At 41.5% G+C, this 18618-nt stretch carries 21 protein-coding genes and 1 pseudogene; 14 read left to right on the top strand and 8 right to left on the bottom strand.

The genetic code is table 11. The annotated features are described in order from the left end of the window. The first annotated feature begins 1 nt into the window (after nt 1). From H5203_RS11485 to H5203_RS11460, 6 genes and pseudogenes are all read left to right on the top strand, one after another. Nucleotides 2-184 carry a calmodulin gene (locus tag H5203_RS11485; protein WP_310736559.1) on the top strand — a complete coding sequence of 61 codons (183 nt, stop codon included), beginning with the start codon at nt 2-4 and terminating at the stop codon, nt 182-184. A gap of 182 nt (nt 185-366) precedes the next feature. Next, nucleotides 367-958, top strand: a pseudogene (locus H5203_RS11480) (DUF998 domain-containing protein). Nucleotides 959-987: 29 nt separating this feature from the next. Next, the gene (locus tag H5203_RS11475; protein ID WP_145241756.1) at nt 988-1458 is read left to right on the top strand and encodes an OsmC family protein; all 471 of its coding nucleotides are present in this window, start codon (nt 988-990) and stop codon (nt 1456-1458) included. A gap of 505 nt (nt 1459-1963) precedes the next feature. Continuing rightward, a complete protein-coding gene (locus H5203_RS11470) occupies nt 1964-2176 on the top strand; it encodes a calmodulin (protein ID WP_145241758.1) in 213 nt (70 codons plus the stop codon). Between the two features lie 84 nt (nt 2177-2260). Further along, on the top strand, nt 2261-2473 hold the full coding sequence (locus H5203_RS11465; RefSeq protein WP_145241760.1) for a calmodulin: 213 nt from the start codon (nt 2261-2263) through the stop codon (nt 2471-2473). Between the two features lie 67 nt (nt 2474-2540). Next, nucleotides 2541-2756 (top strand): EF-hand domain-containing protein, encoded by a 216-nt coding sequence (locus tag H5203_RS11460; protein ID WP_145241762.1) that lies wholly within the window; start codon nt 2541-2543, stop codon nt 2754-2756. A gap of 70 nt (nt 2757-2826) precedes the next feature. Here H5203_RS11460 and H5203_RS11455 read toward each other — a convergent pair whose 3' ends face one another. From H5203_RS11455 to def, 5 genes are all read right to left on the bottom strand, one after another. Beyond that, complete coding sequence (locus H5203_RS11455) at nt 2827-4977, bottom strand: TonB-dependent siderophore receptor (RefSeq protein ID WP_259401941.1); 2151 nt, start codon at nt 4975-4977, stop codon at nt 2827-2829. 199 nt (nt 4978-5176) lie between these two features. After that, entirely contained in the window at nt 5177-6553 is a 1377-nt protein-coding gene (trkA, locus tag H5203_RS11450) for a Trk system potassium transporter TrkA (RefSeq protein WP_064668279.1), read from the bottom strand. A gap of 17 nt (nt 6554-6570) precedes the next feature. Further along, entirely contained in the window at nt 6571-7860 is a 1290-nt protein-coding gene (gene rsmB / locus H5203_RS11445; protein WP_145241763.1) for a 16S rRNA (cytosine(967)-C(5))-methyltransferase RsmB, read from the bottom strand. After that, entirely contained in the window at nt 7853-8806 is a 954-nt protein-coding gene (gene fmt / locus H5203_RS11440) for a methionyl-tRNA formyltransferase (protein WP_145241764.1), read from the bottom strand. The genes rsmB and fmt overlap by 8 nt, the downstream gene beginning before the upstream one ends. Before the next feature lie 26 nt (nt 8807-8832). Next, nucleotides 8833-9339, bottom strand: a complete 507-nt coding sequence (def, locus tag H5203_RS11435; protein ID WP_145241766.1) for a peptide deformylase — start codon at nt 9337-9339, stop codon at nt 8833-8835. 118 nt (nt 9340-9457) lie between these two features. On the opposite strand from def, the gene H5203_RS11430 reads away from it, so the two are divergent. The 6 genes from H5203_RS11430 (at nt 9458) to hemF (ending at nt 14357) form a co-directional block, all read left to right on the top strand. Continuing rightward, nucleotides 9458-10579, top strand: a complete 1122-nt coding sequence (locus H5203_RS11430; RefSeq protein ID WP_182819744.1) for a LysM peptidoglycan-binding domain-containing protein — start codon at nt 9458-9460, stop codon at nt 10577-10579. A gap of 29 nt (nt 10580-10608) precedes the next feature. Beyond that, nucleotides 10609-11691 (top strand): DNA-processing protein DprA, encoded by a 1083-nt coding sequence (dprA, locus tag H5203_RS11425; RefSeq protein WP_145241770.1) that lies wholly within the window; start codon nt 10609-10611, stop codon nt 11689-11691. Nucleotides 11692-11713: 22 nt separating this feature from the next. Further along, nucleotides 11714-12187 carry a DUF494 family protein gene (locus H5203_RS11420; RefSeq protein WP_149983187.1) on the top strand — a complete coding sequence of 158 codons (474 nt, stop codon included), beginning with the start codon at nt 11714-11716 and terminating at the stop codon, nt 12185-12187. Nucleotides 12188-12260: 73 nt separating this feature from the next. Further along, nucleotides 12261-12833, top strand: a complete 573-nt coding sequence (locus H5203_RS11415; RefSeq protein WP_182819743.1) for a type I DNA topoisomerase — start codon at nt 12261-12263, stop codon at nt 12831-12833. Nucleotides 12834-12870: 37 nt separating this feature from the next. Continuing rightward, the gene (locus H5203_RS11410) at nt 12871-13437 is read left to right on the top strand and encodes an L-threonylcarbamoyladenylate synthase (protein WP_182718493.1); all 567 of its coding nucleotides are present in this window, start codon (nt 12871-12873) and stop codon (nt 13435-13437) included. Nucleotides 13438-13439: 2 nt separating this feature from the next. After that, a complete protein-coding gene (hemF, locus tag H5203_RS11405; RefSeq protein WP_182819742.1) occupies nt 13440-14357 on the top strand; it encodes an oxygen-dependent coproporphyrinogen oxidase in 918 nt (305 codons plus the stop codon). A 50-nt stretch (nt 14358-14407) separates the two neighbouring features. Here hemF and H5203_RS11400 read toward each other — a convergent pair whose 3' ends face one another. Beyond that, nucleotides 14408-16009, bottom strand: coding sequence for a methyl-accepting chemotaxis protein (locus H5203_RS11400; RefSeq protein ID WP_145241780.1), 1602 nt, complete (start codon nt 16007-16009; stop codon nt 14408-14410). A gap of 99 nt (nt 16010-16108) precedes the next feature. After that, nucleotides 16109-16546, bottom strand: coding sequence for a group II truncated hemoglobin (locus H5203_RS11395; RefSeq protein ID WP_145241782.1), 438 nt, complete (start codon nt 16544-16546; stop codon nt 16109-16111). 67 nt (nt 16547-16613) lie between these two features. Here H5203_RS11395 and aroE point away from each other — a divergent pair, with 67 nt between their 5' ends. Both aroE and H5203_RS11385 read left to right on the top strand, forming a co-directional pair. After that, nucleotides 16614-17438, top strand: a complete 825-nt coding sequence (gene aroE / locus H5203_RS11390; protein ID WP_182819741.1) for a shikimate dehydrogenase — start codon at nt 16614-16616, stop codon at nt 17436-17438. After that, a complete protein-coding gene (locus tag H5203_RS11385) occupies nt 17435-17689 on the top strand; it encodes a DUF1488 family protein (RefSeq protein WP_182819740.1) in 255 nt (84 codons plus the stop codon). Before aroE ends, H5203_RS11385 begins: the two co-directional genes overlap by 4 nt. Here the strand turns inward: H5203_RS11385 and H5203_RS11380 are convergent. Next, nucleotides 17686-18219, bottom strand: a complete 534-nt coding sequence (locus tag H5203_RS11380; protein ID WP_149983193.1) for a gamma carbonic anhydrase family protein — start codon at nt 18217-18219, stop codon at nt 17686-17688. The two genes, H5203_RS11385 and H5203_RS11380, sit on opposite strands and share 4 nt — an antisense overlap. Nucleotides 18220-18618: the final 399 nt, after the last annotated feature.

Genomic DNA, 18618 nt, shown 5'->3' with positions numbered 1-18618 from the left:
TATCGCACTGGCATCTTCATCAGCGGCGTTTGCTGCTACCGATTTTGATACGCTAGATGTTGATGGCAACGGCGCAATCAGCCAAAGTGAAGCATCGGTTGATGCTGAGCTTATGAGTAAATTTGCAGAGCTTGATACAGACGGTAACGGTGAGCTCTCAAAAGCTGAGTTCGCAAAGGCCTAATTATAGCTTCCGCCTACAAGGAATTTTAAAAGGACTTTTACATTGATTACGTTCAAAAGCAGCCAATACCCCCGGGCTGCTTTTTTTATGCCTGTGTGCTTTCTGCGCGGTTTAGTATATTATTTACAACATAAATACATCAGCTTATTATCGTGGTATTAATTTATACATGGAAGTTGCTAATGTTAGAGATTATTAGTTTATATTCAGCACTAAGCGCGAGTATATGGATTGTTGCTGGGGTGTATATCGCTGGTAGGTGTTATCCAAACTATAGTCATGCAAAGCAATTTTGCAGCGATCTCGGTGCTGCTGGCAGTCCCACGGAAAAACTATCCCCGCTTATTAATAACTATCCTCTTGGATTACTATTTTGTTTATTTGGTTGGTATGTCGTACAACTGGAAAATACCGCTATATTAATTACGTTGGTCGGTTGGCTTGTCATGATTCATGGTGTGGGTACCTGGATTGCTGGTTACTTCCCCATGGATGCGGATCCTAATACTAAAAACCCTACTTTGAGTTGCCAAATACATTCTTGGGCTGGCTTGGTAATGCTGCTGTCTTTGCTGATTGCGCCAATTTTTGTTGCTGTAAGTTCATATACCAGTATTTCATTTCGGCTTTTTTCAATTTTGTGTGTGTATTGCCTGTTACTTTTTAGTTTTGTTGACGCAAGCATTTAAGCAAAAAGGCAGTGTAGGCACTTATCAACGATTAGCTTATGGTGTGCAGTTGTTGTGGTTGAGTGCATTTTCGTTGGTGCTTTAACCGTAAAATAATTTTTAATGGGAGTTTCAATGTCTGAATATGTAGCAAGTGTTGTCTGGTCTCGCCAAGCAGAAGAGTTGTTTATTGATAATAAATATAGCCGAGCTCACCAGTGGCAATTTGATGGTGGGGCAACTATTGCTGCATCTTCCTCACCGCATATCGTGCCACTGCCATATTCTATGGCAGAAAGTGTCGACCCCGAAGAGGCATTTATTGCGTCATTGTCGAGCTGTCATATGTTATTTTTCTTATCTATTGCGGCAAAAAATAAGTTTATAGTTGATAGCTATCAAGATGATGCCGTTGGTTTGATGCAGCGCGCTAGTGATGGGCGTATGTCGATGACTCAAGTAACTTTAAAACCATGTGTGAAGTTTGCCGAAAATGAGCAACCTAGTGCAGAGCAATTAGAAGAAATGCATCATCAGGCTCATGAGTTATGTTTTATCGCCAATTCGGTGAAAACACATATTGTGATTGAAATTGTTGGTGCTTAATTAAATTGTAAGAATACCCAGAGCGTTAAAACTGCAATATCGTTGCTATTGTTTCGCACAATGGCAACAAAACACGAATTTTCATAAACTAACTGCGTTTTTATTTTTTACTTACCAAAATAAATTTAATTTCCCCTTACAATTCAGATTGTTAATTTATGAAAAAAATTTAATTTTTATCAGTTAAAGTTGCTGTTCAGTTGCGGTTAGGGTGCTCATCTTTGAAAAAAACACTATTATCAGCATAGTTTATCGAGTTGTGTCATTTTTATAACTATTAACCATTTGATTTATATGGTTTTATAGGTTTACGCATAAATCTTGTTGCTAAACTGCAACAGAATAGTCCTTCTAAATTCCACGAAAACATCAAAATACAATGTAACTCAATGATTTTTAATGGTAATAAATTGTTGGCACCGAAGTTGTAATACTCTAGTTGTCTTGAACGAAACGGTGATTATCACTTAAGTTCACAACCATAAACTTTGAAGGAATATTTATTATGAACACATTAAATAAAACATTAGCACTTATCGCATTAGCTTCTTCATCAGCAGCATTTGCAGGTACTGACTTTGACACCTTAGATGTTGATGGTAGCGGCACGATCAGCCAAAGCGAAGCGGCAGTTGATGCAAAATTAATGAGCCAGTTTGCTGAGTTAGATACTGATGGTAATGGTGAGCTTTCAAAAGCTGAGTTTTCTGAAGCGTAATCGCTTATTTTCATACAAGGATCTTTGCAAAGGACCTGCGCATTTGATTAAGCAAGCACACTAAATTTTGGAAGGAAGATAATTATGAACACACTAAATAAAACCTTAGCACTTATCGCGTTGGCATCATCATCAGCTGCTTTTGCAGCAACTGACTTCGATACTCTTGATGTTGATGGCAATGGTGTAATCAGCCAACAAGAAGCATCTGCTGATGCGACTATTTCAGCTAAGTTTGCTGAGCTTGATACTGACCAAAACGGTGAGTTATCAAAAGAAGAATTTTCAAAAGCGTAATTTCAGTTTCCACAAACAGGGATCTCTGAAAAGGATTTCTTTCTTTTAAATTATTAGGAATAACACTATGAAACATATTAATACAGCACTTGCTATTTTTGCCTTAGCGGCTTCATCAACTGCGTTTGCAGCAGTTAGTTTTGACACATTTGATACTGATGGAGACGGCGTGATTAGCCAAAAAGAAGCCTCTGTGAATGCACAGTTAGTTGAAATTTTTGCTGACTTAGATACAGATCAAAACGGTGAGCTATCGAAAGAAGAGTTTGCCAAAGTACAATAAACTGATAGAAATAACACTCCTACAAAAAAAGCAGCTTAGTTAAGCTGCTTTTTTTGGTTAACTTGAATGGTTATAAGCTGTAGTCAAACTGCAGGGAGAATTTTCGCGGGCTGCCGTAGCGATATTGGTTATAAAAACCAATTTGGTTGTAATAAGTTTTATCAAATAAGTTATCAATATTTACGCTAACAGATATTTGTGAGTTAATTTGATAACTACTCATAAGGCTTGCGATGCCATAACTTGATTGCTCTACTTCAACTTGACCGTGAACTGGGTTTTTTACTTCATCATAGCTGCGACTTTGCCAGCGATAACCGCCACCGACTTTCAACCCTGTTAACAGGTGATCTAATTTATAAGTGGTAAATAACTTAAATTGATTTTTTGGGTTTGTGGTATTGAGGATGTCACCTTCGGGCGTTTCACCTTCGCTATAAGTGTAGCCAAAATAGCCATTCCAACTATCAGTAAATGCACCATTAAGTTCAAACTCAAGCCCTTGGGTGACCGTACCATCAATTGGTTGATAAATTGCCTGAAGAGTGTCTGGAATTGTTTCGCCAGTGTATTCGCCCACATTGTCTTGCTGAATTTCAAAACCCGATAGTGCAATGTCTAAACGCTCGTCCAATAATGAGGCCTTGATACCTAGCTCATAATTTTGACCTTGAATTGGGTCAAGGTAATTACCATTTTTATCGACGCGGCTTTGCGGGGTAAATATATCGGTGTAGTTAGCATAAAGTGCCCAATTATCTGCCAAGCTATAAGTAGCACCTAAATAATTGGTCAGCTCGTTATCTAATTTATAATCATGTTGGCTGCCAAAGTTATCTTGATTTGTTTGCCATTGATTTAATCGGCTTCCTAAAACCAATGAGAGTGAATTTGTTAGATTAAGTTGTGAAGCAAAGTACAAAGCATTTTGCTCTGTTGTGCCATAAGAGCCAAAGGCGGGTGTAGCTTGCCAAGTTGGTTTTGGGTAGTCATAGTTTGGGGCTGTAAAATCGCCGATGATTTCTGCCTCTTCTTGCCCCGGGAAGTAGGGGGTTGTAAAGTCTTGCTCTTGGCTATTGTAACCAAACATGACTTGGTGGCTTTGATCTAACCAGTTAAATCTACCGGTAAGCTCTATCTCGTAGGTGCGCTGAATCCGCTTGGCATCAATATAATTTACTGAACCGGGCATCATGCCTATATTCGTTTGTGAGTCAGGGTTACCTGTCGCCCAAAAAACATCGTAATGTAGGTCATTATTACCATATATGTAGCTCGCGCTTAGCTGCCAATTAGCATTGAAGTAATGCTCAATACTCATAAAGCTATTGAGGGCATCAGTTGTTGAAGATGACCAATTTGGCGCTGTTGAAGTTTCTCGGTCATAGTTAGTACGGCTGCCATCGCTATAAAAAATAGGTAAACCGCCAGACATCGTGCCTTTAGGCGTTGTTTTTTGGTTATCAATAGCCACCGTTAATAGCGTGTTATCGGTTAAATCAGCTTCAACAATACCGTATAACGTGGTTTTATCTTGGCTGAACCTGTCTTGATATGATTGCTGATCTTGATAGGCGAGTACGGCACGCGCACGCACTGTTTCACTGCTATTTAAACTACCCGATGCATCAACCACACCACGATAGTTTTGCCAAGAACCAACCGTTGCAGAAATATTTACTTGGTTATGCACAGTAGGGCGCTTACGTATTAAGTTAATTGCTGCTGATGGATTACCTGCCCCCAGCATTAACCCTGTGGCACCACGGACAACTTCAATTCGCTCATAAATAGCAGTATCTGTTAAGTTATCGCCGTAATTAAATCGGGTATCATAAGTAGTTGCTATACCATCATATAAAATACTGGTAACGCTAATCCCTCGGGCTGAAATTGAATATTTACCGTTGTCGGCTTCTCTGGCGTTGATGCCGGTTACGCTGGTGATGGCTTCAATAGCGCTATTTAATTGTTGATCGGCCATAAATTCACTGGTGATAGCGATAACCGATTGCGGAGTTTGCAAGTGGCTGAGATCAAGCCCTGTTGCTGAGTTCATTGCACTGACTTTGTAGCCGCTATCTTGCTGGCCCACGATGGTTAGTTTTTCAATGTCGTTTTTAGCTTCGGCATTGGCATTAGCCGAGAGTCCACACACAAGAATACCAATAACACTGCAATATGTAACACAAAGAGGGGTGTTTAAAGTTGGGTGTATCATTTGAAGAAATCCATTTATATTAAAAAATGTGAAATTAACTTCTCACAGAAAGAGAAAACGCTTGATTATCAAACAGCGTGAGAGTAATGGATTTGGGTACGCAAGTAAATGCTTTTGAGATTGATTTTCATTTGCATGTATTGGAGGTGGAAATTCACCTTTCGATACAGTTGCTTTGTGTCGAAAGGTGAGGAGTAATTTAGAGAAAGATAGCGCTAACTTGGAACAGTTTTTCAACTACGTTGATATGCTTTTTATCGATCAAGAACATAATGACGTGATCGCCTGAGTGAATTATCGTGTCGTCGTGGGCAATGAGTACATCATCATTACGGACAATCGCGCCAATCGTGGTACCTGCAGGCAGCTTAATATCAGCAATTGCACGGCCGACAACTTTAGAGGTATGTTCGTCGCCATGGGCCACCGCCTCAATGGCTTCTGCTGCGCCTTTACGTAATGAATACACATTAACAATATCACCGCGGCGAACATGGGTAAGCAGGGCGGAAATCGTGGCTTGCTGTGGTGAAATGGCAATATCAATTTCGCCACCTTGCACTAAATCAACATATGCGCCGCGCTGAATAAGCACCATGGTTTTTTGCGCACCCATGCGTTTAGCGAGCATGGCTGACATAATATTAGCTTCATCATCATTGGTTACCGCGATGAATACATCAACTTGTTCGATGTGTTCTTCTGATAACAACTCCTGATCTGACGCATCACCACAAAACACCACTGTATTATCAAGCATTTCTGATAACTGCTCAGCACGTTCTTTATTTCGTTCAAGCAATTTTACGCTATGATTCTTTTCCAGAGAGCGAGCAAGCCCAGCACCAATATTACCGCCACCAGCAATCATAATTTTTTTGTATGAACGCTCTAATTTCTGTAGTTCATTCATTACTGCACGAATATGTTTGGTGGCAGCGAGGAAGAACACTTCATCATCCGCTTCAATTACTGTAGTACCCAGTGGTTTGATTGCTTTACCTTGGCGGTAAATCGCGGCAACACGAGTTTCAACATTAGGAATATGCTCTTTTAATGCTGACAATGCATAACCGACTAACAATCCGCCGTAGTAAGCCTTTACCGCAACCAGCGAGAGCATGCCATCGCCAAACTCTAAAACTTGTAACGCACCAGGATAATCAATCAAGCGACGAATATACTTAGTCACTAGTTGCTCTGGAGCAATATAGTGGTCAACAGGTAAATCATCGTTTTGAAAGAGCTTTTCGCGGTACTTTAAGTATTGCTCAGAACGGATCCGAGCAATTTTAGTCGGCGTATTAAAAATACTATACGCGACTTGGCAAGCGACCATGTTCACTTCATCTGAACTGGTTACTGCGATGATCATATCGGCGTCTTCCGCACCGGCGCGGCGTAATACATCAGGGTGGGCACTATGACCTGTAACACCCTGTAGATCGTATTTATCTTGTAACTCACGTAATCGGTTGCCATCAATATCAACAACCGTGATTTCGTTTTGTTCACCTACCAGATTTTCAGCGAGTGTACCGCCTACTTGTCCTGCACCGAGTATGATTATTTTCATGGTTTACTAAAAGCTTCTTATGAGTGTGTTTTTATAAGCTTGGCATAATAAAATCCGTCACTCTCACCAGGCAGTAACTGCAGCCCAGGGTTGCTTGGGGTATCGTTATCATGTAGCGGGATATGTTCAACATCGTTATTATTTGCTAAAAATTTAGCGACTTGCTGTTGGTTCTCTTGTGGTAATACTGAGCAGGTTGCATAAATTAGCGTGCCACCTGGTTTCAATAATGGCCAAATGCTATTGAGAATATCGCCTTGGAGTGTCGCCAGATCATTGATATCTGATGCACGACGTAGCCATTTGATATCTGGGTGACGACGAATTACACCCGTTGCAGAGCAAGGAACGTCTAATAGAATACGGTCAAACTGTTGCTCATCCCACCATTTGTGTGGCTGCGAAGCATCGGCACATTGTAAATCAGCGCCTAAGCCAATTCTTTCAAGGTTTTGCTTTACACGTTCAAGGCGGGTTGCATCGCTATCAAGTGCCAGTACATCAGCATCTGCGAGTTCTAGAATGTGACAGGTTTTACCACCGGGTGCTGCGCAGGCATCTAAAATATGCTCGTCAGCTTTTGGATCTAATAAGCGTGCCGCAAGCTGTGCTGCTGCATCTTGTACTGAACATGCGCCGGTGTCGAATTCAGGCAACGAAAACACATCGCGCGGTTTATCCAGCTTAATACCATCAGGGAAATCAGGATTGAGTGTATGTTCAATGTCATTAGCAGTGAGCATTTCGCTATATTCAGCGGTGCTATATTGCGCTTGGTTAACACGCAACCACATTGGTGCTTGCTGCTGGTTCGCTTCTAGTAGAGCTTGCCAAGAGTCAGGGTAAGCTTCAGTTACTTGTTTGATAAACCAGTTTGGGTGGTTGTATAAACACACTGGTATTTGCTTGGCTTTTTCTTCCAGCTCTACTTGCTGGCGCTGAAAGCTGCGTAAAATAGCGTTGATCAAGCCTTTTAAACCCAATGCGCGCAGTTGTTCTAATGCATTAACCGTTTCGCTAATGGCTGCATGCGGTGGAACCCGCATATGTTGTAGTTGGTAAATGCCCACATACAGTAAAAACTGGAATATACGGCGCTTACCTTTAAGTGGCTGCTCAACTAAATGTTGACAATAATTTTCTAAACTTGGTAAATAACGCAGTACGCCGTAACAAATTTGCTGTAATAACGCTTTATCTTTAGGTGGTAAACCTTGGCTGGCAAAAGGCAGCTCTTGATTTAATGAGGCGCCTTTATCAACCACGTTATATAAAGTTTCGGCGGCAAGCGCCCTGACATTACTCATTGTGTTCGCCTATTCGTGTGCCAGGAGTTACCCAGTCTGCTCGACCATTTAAAAAGTCAGTAATGGCCATTGGCTTTTTACCTTGTGGTTGTACTTGAGTGATATTAAGTGCGTTAGTACCACAGGCAATCACAATGCCGTGTTTATCGCTTTGTAATACCGTGCCTGCCGTGCCTTGCTGGTCAACAACATTAGCTTGATAAACTTTTACAGTGTGTTCACCCATTTGGGTAAAACAGACCGGCCATGGATTGAATGAGCGGATATTACGCTCTATTTGCGCTGCGTCCATCGACCAATCAATATTTGCTTCGTCTTTAGATAGCTTTTTAGCGTAATTGGCAAGCTCGTCATTTTGTACTTGCGGGGTAATTTCGCCATTAGCTAACTTAGTAATGGTGTCTATTAGTGCGCTTGGGCCTAAATCGGCAAGCTTAGCGTATAAACTTGCACTTGTTTCAGTGGCGGTAATAGGGCAGCGGCTAATATGCAGCATGTCGCCGGTATCTAGGCCTTCATCCATTTGCATTATGGTGACGCCAGTCTCTTCATCGCCCGCCCAGATAGCGCGTTGAATCGGCGCGGCACCGCGCCAGCGCGGTAAAATTGAGCCGTGTACATTTAAACAACCAAGCCGTGGCGCCTCTAAAATTGCTTTTGGTAACAGTAATCCATAAGCGACCACGATCATAAGGTCAGCATTTAAGCTGCTTAGTTCAGCCAGAGCGTCGTCACTTTTTAATGAGGCAGGTTGAAACACTGCTAACTCATTGGCCAGTGCTAGCTCTTTCACTTCACTGGCTTTGAGTTTTTTACCGCGCCCTGCTGGACGGTCGGGTTGGCTATAAACGCCAACAATTTGATGCTCTGAGTCGATAAGAGCTTGTAAATGGCGCGCAGCAAAGTCTGGCGTACCGGCAAAAATAATGCGTAATGGTTGTGTCACTGAACTTCCTAATTATTACTAAGGTATTATTGCGCTGCTAACTTAGCTTCTTTTTCAAGTTTTTTACGAATACGCTGGCGCTTTAACGGTGATAAGTAATCGATAAATAGTTTACCCTGTAAATGGTCAAGCTCATGCTGGATGCAAATTGCTAATAGCTCATCAGCATCTAAACTAAACTCTTCGCCATTTTCGTTTAATGCGGTCACTGTTACAGTTTCTGCGCGGTCAACTTTTGCATAAGAGTGTGGCACAGATAAACAGCCTTCTTCACTTACCGTGGTGCCATCTTGTTTAGTGATTGTCGGGTTGATCAATACTAACGGTTCATCACGTTCTTCTGATACGTCAATGACCACAATACGTTGATGAATATCGACTTGAGTCGCAGCTAATCCAATGCCGTTTTCATCATACATAGTTTCCAGCATGTCTTTTACAATTTGGCGAATTTGGTCGTCAACTTGCACCACTTCTTTTGCTATTGTACGTAAACGCTCATCTGGAAATCTTAAAACTTCTAACCTAGCCATAGTAACCTTTTTCACTTGTGCTTAATTTAGGGTATTGTATGCTCTTATTTTAGCCATTCGCGTTCACCTTTAACAGGTTTTGGTTGATAATAATGAAAAAACACCACAAGGAAGCTCAATGAAATACCCATTACTCGCGGCAATGTTGGCATTAAGTGCTACTTTCCCATCGTTAGCAGATGTATTAACTATAAAAAAAGATGCGCCTAAACAATACGTTGTGAAAAAGGGCGATACACTTTGGGATATTTCAGGGGTTTATTTGCAAGAGCCTTGGCAGTGGCCGGAACTTTGGCAAATGAATCCACAAATTAATAATCCACACCTAATTTACCCAGGGGATGCACTGTCTTTAATCTATGATGAGCACGGTAATCCACGTTTGGTGATTAATCAGGGTTATAAAAAGCTTTCTCCACATGGTCGAATTGTACAAAAAGGTAAAAATGCGATCCCTACTTTACCTCTTGAGCTGCTGCGTCCTTACCTAATCTATGAGCAAGCACTAAATGCTGATGACATTGCCGATAAACCTTATATTTTAGGAGCCAATGTCAACACTAAAATGAATACCGAAGGCCATATAGTTTATGTTAAAGGTGAGCTGAAATTACACGAGTCATACGCTATTTACCGCAAGGGCGAAGCATATGTTGATCCGCAAACAAACGAAGTGTTGGCTAATAAAGCACAATTAGTGGCGGTGGGTCGTGTATTTAGAAAAGGTGATATTGCCAATGGTGTACCTGCTTCAGTTAAAATTGAACAGGTAAAGAGAGAGATCAAAGCGGGTGATTTTTTAATGCCTGCGATAGAAGGTCAGCTATTACCTGCGTATTTTAATATTCACCGTCCTGAGCAGCCAGTGCAAGGTGAAATCATCGCATCAGTGAGTGGATTACGAGAATTCAGCACAATGGATATTGTAGTGCTAAACTTAGGGTCAGAGCAGCAAATTAAAGAAGGCCACATTTTATATATTGAGCGTCAATCACCGACTGTTTTTGATGGTCGTAATGGCCCACGCTACAAAGAAGATTCAAATAGCCTTGAAAAGTTAGTAACAAACGCCAACGAATTTTTTGGCGTAGAGGCAGATGCCGACACGACTGTGTGGCATATGCCAAAAGAACAGGTCGGTCAGCTAATGGTGTTTAAAGTTTATAAAAACGTTAGTTATGCCTTAATCGTAAAAAACCAGCACCCAATCCGAGTCGGTGATTTTGCAGTTATAAATTAATTCAGGTTTGAGTGCTCTAAGGAGGGAGCATGAAAGATTCATCAGGCAAGCTAACCCATTGGCTTGCCTTTTATTTATGTAAAGGCTTAGGTGTTAAAACCTTATTGGCATTGGCACAAAAACTGCCATTAGATGATTTGTTTGAGCTGACTCATGAGCAGCTTACCGGTCATGGTTTAAGCCCGCAGGTCGCCACTAATTTACTGGCAACCGATTGGCAGCAAGTTGACTATTATCAACAGATAATTGTTAACTCACAGATAACCGCAATTGATTACTTCGATCCTCACTATCCACCATTATTAAAAGAAATTGCTAGCGCGCCTTTATTGCTATTTTGCCGAGGCAATTTAGAGTTATTGACCAGTCCGCAAATCGCTATTGTTGGAAGCCGCAATGCCACGCCAATCGGTTTAGAGATCGCCGCTGAATTTGCTCATCAACTCACTTTGGCAGGATTAACGGTAACTTCCGGAATGGCGCTTGGTATTGATGGTGCTGCCCACAAAGGAGCGCTGGCGGGCAATGGTAAAACCATTGCAGTGCTTGGTACTGGAGTGGATGTTTATTATCCTAAACGGCATAAGTTACTCACCGATCAAGTATCCGAACGGGGGATGTTGGTGAGCGAGTTTTTACCCGGTACAGCCGCTAATGCTAATAACTTCCCAAGACGTAATCGTATAATATCTGGTTTGTCATTAGGTGTGTTGATTGTCGAGGCTGAAATAAAAAGCGGTTCGCTTATCACCGTGCGGTATGCGCTGGAGCAAAACAAAGAAGTTTTTGCAGTGCCTGGTTCAATTAAAAATCCACTCTCTGAAGCCAGTCACTTTTTAATTAAACAAGGTGCAAAGCTGGTGGAAAATGTCAGTGATATTCTAGACGAAGTGAGCTTTTTCTGCGAAAACAGTCTATATACTATAGAAGAGGCAACGGTTGATGAACCTGCCTGCGAAATACTAAACAGTGTTGGTTTTGAAGTAACAGCTGTTGATTTAATTGCTCAGCGTAGCCAGTGGCCAATAGATAAAGTGCAAGCACGTTTACTTGATCTTGAATTGGAAGATAGAGTAGAGCGTGTATTAGATGGCTATATTAGAGTTCGATAAGCTTAGTGTGGAGGAAAGTAACATGTTCGATATCCTCATGTATCTGTTTGAAAACTACATTCACAGCGAAGCCGAAGTCTTTGTTGAGCATAATGAACTCACTGACGAATTATTACGTGCCGGCTTTAATAAGCCCGAAATATACAAAGCACTTGATTGGCTTGAGCAGCTTGCTGACTTGCAGCACAGTGATGAATTCCCTTATTTAAACCGCCTCCCACAACATGCGATACGTATTTTCACCGATAGTGAATGCCACATGCTGAGCGTAGAGTGTCGGGGCTTTTTAATGTTTGTAGAACAAGTAGGAGTGATCAACAGCGCAACGCGTGAAATGGTTATGGATCGTTTGTTCGCATTAGATAAAGCTTATATATCACTTGATGATTTAAAATGGGTGGTACTTATGGTGTTGTTTAATGTGCCAGGCTCAGAGCAAGCTTATGCACAAATGGAAGAACTTATTTTTGATGAGCCGGCAGAGGTACTACATTAAGCAAGTGCTGCGCTTGTATCTTTAATTAGTTTGGGTATATTAGGCGAAAATTAGTCAGCTGCTTAGGGAACACATGAGTAAAATCGACCAATCGCTTTTTTCTGCAAATCAACATGCCTTAGAAAAAGAATACGAAGTGTGCCCTAAATGCGGTTCAGAGCTTGTGATCCGCAACAGTAAATCAGGTCCTTTCCTTGGCTGTGCGAGTTATCCCGAATGTAATTTTATTCGCTCGCTTGCTCAACATGATACTCAACAAATCAAAGTACTTGATGATAGCCCTTGTCCAGAGTGTGGTAATCCGCTAGTAGTGAAGAATGGCCGCTATGGTATGTTTATTGGCTGTACGGGTTATCCTGAGTGTCACTATATTGCTCATGATGAGCCTGAGCCAAATGAAGAAGTTTTACCTGCTTGCCCTAAGTGTAAAAAAGGCCAGTTAGTGGCGCGTAGTAATAAATTTGGTAAAACATTTTATTCATGTAATAGCTATCCAAGTTGTAAATACACACTCAATCACAAACCAGTTAGCCATATCTGCCCCGCGTGCCAATGGCCAGTAATGATGCAAAAGCAAATGACCAATAGTGTTGTGCTACAATGCCCTCAGAAAAGTTGCTCGCATAAATTCACGGTGAGCGAATAATTACCGGCTTTAATTTTATTGTATTTGGAGATTTTCAGTGACTGATACTACCTCAGTTCCTTTAACTGCCCTTGCTGCTGTGTCGCAAGGCGGGGTTATTGTTTACCCAACCGAAGCTGTTTATGGCTTAGGCTGTGACCCCGATAATCAGCAAGCTGTGGAGCGCTTACTTGCAATAAAGCAGCGGCCCGTTGAGAAAGGCTTAATTTTAATTGCCGATAATTATGGGCAATTATTAAAGTATGTTGATGATGCAAAAATTCCGATGGATAAACGCGCTGATATTTTTTCCAGCTGGCCCGGCGCAATTACTTGGGTTATGCCAGCGGCTAAAGGTACGCCTAAATGGTTAACAGGACAATTTGATAGTATTGCTGTGCGTGTAACTAATCACCCAACAGTAAAGCGCTTATGCCAAGAATTAGGCAAACCTCTTGTGTCTACTAGTGCTAACTTATCAGGACATGATACGGTCACTAGTATTGCAATGGCTAAAAGTGAGTTTGGCGAGCTGGTGGCATTTTATGTAGATGAACCACTTGGTGGTAACACGCAGCCTAGCACTATTAAAGATGTAATGACCGGCAAAGTATTTAGAGGATAACCATGCACAGCAATTTACTCGAACAAGTAAAAACCTACCTGATGGCCTTGCAAGACACAATTTGCCAAGGTTTAGAGCAAGCTGATGGCCAAGCCAAGTTTGTAGAAGACAGTTGGCAGCGCGAAGAAGGCGGTGGTGGCCGAACTCGTGTTATTCGTGGTGGCAATGTGATCGAGCAAGGTGGGGTGAACTACTCGCATGTGTTTGGTGCTTCGATGCCGGCATCGGCAACTGCGCATCGTCCAGAACTTGCTGGTCGTAGCTTCCATGCCTGTGGTGTCTCGCTAGTGATCCACCCAAACAATCCTCATATTCCAACGAGCCACGCTAACGTACGCTTTTTCATTGCAGAAAAGCAAGGTGAGGAGCCTATTTGGTGGTTTGGTGGTGGTTTTGACTTAACGCCATTTTATCCTGAGCTTGAAGATGTTCAACATTGGCATCAAGTCGCGCATGATTTATGTGCGCCGTTTGGAGATGAGGTTTACCCTAAATATAAAAAATGGTGTGACGAGTATTTTTACCTAAAACATCGCGATGAAACGCGCGGTGTCGGCGGTTTATTCTTTGATGATTTGAATGAAGCCGGGTTTGAGCAAAGCTTTGCCTTTATGCAAGCAGTAGGCAATGGCTTTTTAGGGGCTTATTTACCTATTATTGAACGTAGAAAAGCAACCCCATTTACTGAGCAGCAACGAGACTTCCAACTTTATCGTCGTGGCCGTTATGTTGAGTTTAACTTAGTGTGGGATCGTGGCACTTTATTTGGCTTGCAAAGTGGCGGACGTACAGAATCAATATTAATGTCGATGCCGCCGCTAGTGCGTTGGGAATATAACTATACACCCGAAGAAGGCAGTGCTGAAAATAAGCTATACGCTGACTTTTTAAAACCAAGAGACTGGTTAGGGCTAGCATAGTAAGCAGGCTGCCAGTCAATATCTGGTTTATTGACTGGCAACTTTAAGTATTACATCAATTTAAAGCTTCTTACTTGCTCATCCAGTGAACGCGCTAGATTTAACAGCTCCTCACTTACTTTTTGGTTATCGTTAGCATCCACTAATGACCGCTCAGCGTTATCACTAATACCAATAACACTCCTATTTATTTCCTCTGCGGCTAAGTTTTGTTGTTCTGTCGCGTCGGCTATTTGAATATTAAGTTGATTTATTTCATTCATCTGCATAGAAATATCTTTTAAAGCTTGAGCAACATTTTTTACTTGTTGCGCTCTAGCATCAGCCTCCTCACACGATTCACCCATGGTTTTAACCGTTTGCGCCGCTTCGGATTGCAGTTTGTCGATTGTGCGACGAATTTCATCGGTGGATGCATGAGTACGAGTTGCCAATGTACGTACTTCATCAGCCACCACAGCAAAGCCCCGCCCAGCTTCACCTGCACGTGCGGCTTCAATCGCAGCATTAAGAGCTAACAAATTGGTCTGTTCAGCAATACTGCTAATCACTTCGAGTACTTTTCCTACCTCAAGTGTTTGTACTTGTAGTTGACTTACTTGCGCTGCAGCTTGGCGAACATCGTCTGCCAATTGATTAATACTGAGTTCGGTTTGTTCAGCAACATGCATACTTTGTTGTGCAAGTTCATTACTGTTTTCTGATTTTTCAGAGGCAAAGTGAGTGGTGTTTTTTACTTCATTAGAGGAGCTCTCTAGTTCGTTTATAGCAGCTGCCACGGAGTCTGTATTTTTCTTTTGCTCTAAAATAGCGCGCTCAGTAGTATCCGCTGAGGTATAAATTTTTTCTGCTGAGTGGATCAATACTTTTGATGAATGAGATACTTGAGCAATATTATCTTTAAAGGTGGCGATCATCTTATTAAAGCTGGTGGCGAGCCAACCCAGTTCATCTTCAGCGCTATCGTCAATTCGCAGGCTTAAATCTTTGTTGGTTGTAGCTAAATGCATAGCATGACCTAGCTTTTTAAGGCGTACAATAAAAATTTGTCTAAACATAATGCCCAGTAATACAAAGGCAATAATAAAAATAATAGAGAGTAATGCGGTATTTACTAGGGTGTTGTAAGTCACCGCATTATCAATATCAGCTAATGAGTAACTAATTTTAACTACGCCGAGTACATCACCTTCTTGTGCTTGATGACAGCCAAGGCAATTAGTGCCTTTATAATCGCTACTGGCAAACATAGGGCGCAGAAAAGTTATACTGCGGCTATTATTTTGCTGATCAATTAGCAATGTTTCCTTGCCTTTTAAAGCCTCGCGTTCGATATCGTTGCTCGGCGCTTGATTTTTATTGCCCGGCCCATAAAGTTTATTAACAATTGGGGAGCGAATAATATGCGCATCTTCAATATTTGGGTGCTTGCGTAGTTTTTGGCTTAATAGCTCTCTATTTGCCATGGTGCCTGTGATCATCAAAGTATTGATAGAGTCAAAGTAGTTATCAGCAAGAAGCTTAATATTTTCTGCAACAGTGTCTTGCGCAAGCGTTCGTTGTTGGCTTGAGCTACTAAGAATACTGGCAATTAACACAATAATGCCTGTTAGGGCCAATAGGGCATAAATTTTATGTTGGATTGATTTCACACGCACGACGCTTTTTCTAAATATTTGATCACGTATTATCTATATTTAAAAAAAGGCCGTTTTGACTTAGCGCAAATAACGTGCAGTTAAAGAGAAGTGCTAGTGCTGATTAATCATATGACTGGCAAGTTGTGCCAAAGATTTACGTAACCCTTCTCGTAATAAGGGATTATCAATTTCCGCGTCTAACGCTTTATTCATGCAATACATCCATTGATCTCGTAAATCTTGATCAATTGGAAAAGGCATATGGCGTTTACGCAGCATAGGGTGACCATGCTTTTCAACAAACAAGTCTGGGCCGCCTAACCACCCTGATAAAAACTCAAAAAACACTTGGCGAATACGGTCCAATGGTTGAGGATGCATATCATATAACGGTTTAGCGTATTCATCGCTGGCCATAATGTCGTAGAATCGATTCGCAAGTGCTAAAGCACCAGCTTCTCCACCCATCAGTTGATAAGGTGTTTTTTCTGGCGTTGGTGCTTGCTGTTGTTCTGGTGGTTTCGATTTTGAAAAGAATCGTTTAATCATAGTTTTATCATCATTAATTAGCAGTAAGTTACGAGGTAATGTTACTGCACAAAGAGGTTGCTCAAATATGGACAAATATGCAGTTTTTGGAAATCCTATTAAACACTCAAAATCCCCTGCGATACATCAGCAATTTGCAACCTCATTGGGCGAACAAATCGAATACAGCGCAATATTAGCACCGATTGATGGTTTTAAAAAAGCCGTGGCCGATTTTTTTGCCACAGGCGGTAAAGGAGCTAATGTTACAGTGCCATTTAAAGAGCAAGCATTTGCGCTAGTTGATGAGCGAACTGAATTGGCAACCATTGTCGGAGCAGTAAATACTATTAAGTTATTAGATGATGGGCGCTTGCTAGGTGACAACACCGATGGCATTGGTTTTGTGAACGATCTGCTTGCGAATCAGGTTACCATTAAAGATAAACGGGTCTTACTTATAGGTGCCGGAGGCGCTGCACGTGGCGTGGTTTTACCATTATTGGCACAACAGCCGAGTGAAATCATTATAGTCAATCGTACGGCAGCAAAAGCTAAGGAACTAGCTGAATTATTTGCCCAATACGGTAATGTAACTGGCTATGGTTTTGATGATTTTCCAGTAAGTGATTACTCGCTAATTGTAAACTCTACATCTAGCAGTATGCTTGGTGAATTGCCTGCGCTTGATAAAAAACACCTTGATGGCTGTGAACATGTTTATGATATGTTTTATTCACAGCAAAATACGCTGTTTATGCAATGGGCCCAGGGCTATAAGGCTAATATTAACGTACTTGATGGAAGTGGCATGCTAGTAGGGCAAGCTGCACAAGCCTATTTTGTGTGGCGCAATAATATGCCTGAAATACTCCCTGTTGTTCGGGCATTAAAAACCGGAGAGCTTGCATGAATCAAGCAATCCAATTTATCGACCGATTTGAATTTAACGTACAATCCCAGCTGTTAACGTTTTTTGCTCAAGTAAGTGGCTTAATGGTTGAATGTGTCATTGACACACACACGCTAGCATTGGCAGACCAACAAGCTGCAAAGTTACATTTTGAACAGGCGCGTTTTGACTATGAAGATATAGCCGAGCAACTAATCGAGAATGAAGAATATAACTCGGCAGGACAAACCATTGTTTCAGTGCTGAGTTAATCCTCAGCTAGATACTCATCTTTAAGCTCAACATAATTAGTTGCTGATATTTTTAAAAAACTCAGCTCTTGCTCGGTTAAAGGGCGCGCCTGCTTTACTGGACTACCCACATAGAGAAAGCCCGATTCCAAGCGCTTGTTTGGTGGGACTAATGAACCGCCACCAATTATCACATCATCTTCAACAATGGCATTATCCATTACAATCGCGCCCATGCCGACTAAAATACGATTCCCCAAACAACAGCCGTGCAACATAACCTTGTGACCAACGGTAACATCATCACCAATAATTAATGGATAACCATCTGGGTTACTTTTACTGGCACGCGTTAGATGTAACACGCTGCCGTCTTGCACGTTAGTACGTTCACCAATGCGTATATAGTTAACGTCCCCTCGTGCTGCTACTAATGGCCATACACTACTATCTTCACCTAATGTGATATCACCAACTAAAACAGCCGACTCATCTATATAAACAGACTGGTTAAAACGAGGAGTAATTCCTTTATAAGAACGGATTGCCATAAAACACCTAATAAATTAAGAATAAGTTCAATAGTAAGAGGTAAATAGTGTAGCAGTAGAGCCTATAAAATGGCCAGCTAGGATCTGTGCTGTATACTAAACTAGCACTTTTGAGCTGTTTAGCGCGTAAATTGAACGAACAGCACTTTATTTAAAGTTTTCTTTAAAAAACGCTTGCGTAAAATTCGCCGCGCCCTATAATGCGACCCCACTGAGACGGCAGACAGCAACGCTTAGCGAGGCAAGAGTTAATCAGTTAGTCGAGTAAAACTTAAGTTTAGATTTTTAAGAAAGTTTAAAATTAAGTGTTGACAAAAAAATAGGAAAGCGTAATATGCGCAGCCCTAGCGAGATAAAGTTTAACTTTAACCGCAACGTTCTTTAACAATATAAAGCAAT

It is taken from the genome of Pseudoalteromonas sp. SG41-1, assembly GCF_014164575.1.
Classification (GTDB): Bacteria; Pseudomonadota; Gammaproteobacteria; order Enterobacterales; family Alteromonadaceae; genus Pseudoalteromonas; species Pseudoalteromonas rhizosphaerae.
Note: the sequence above shows the minus strand (reverse complement) of the source record. Positions and strands in the feature narration are given on the sequence as shown.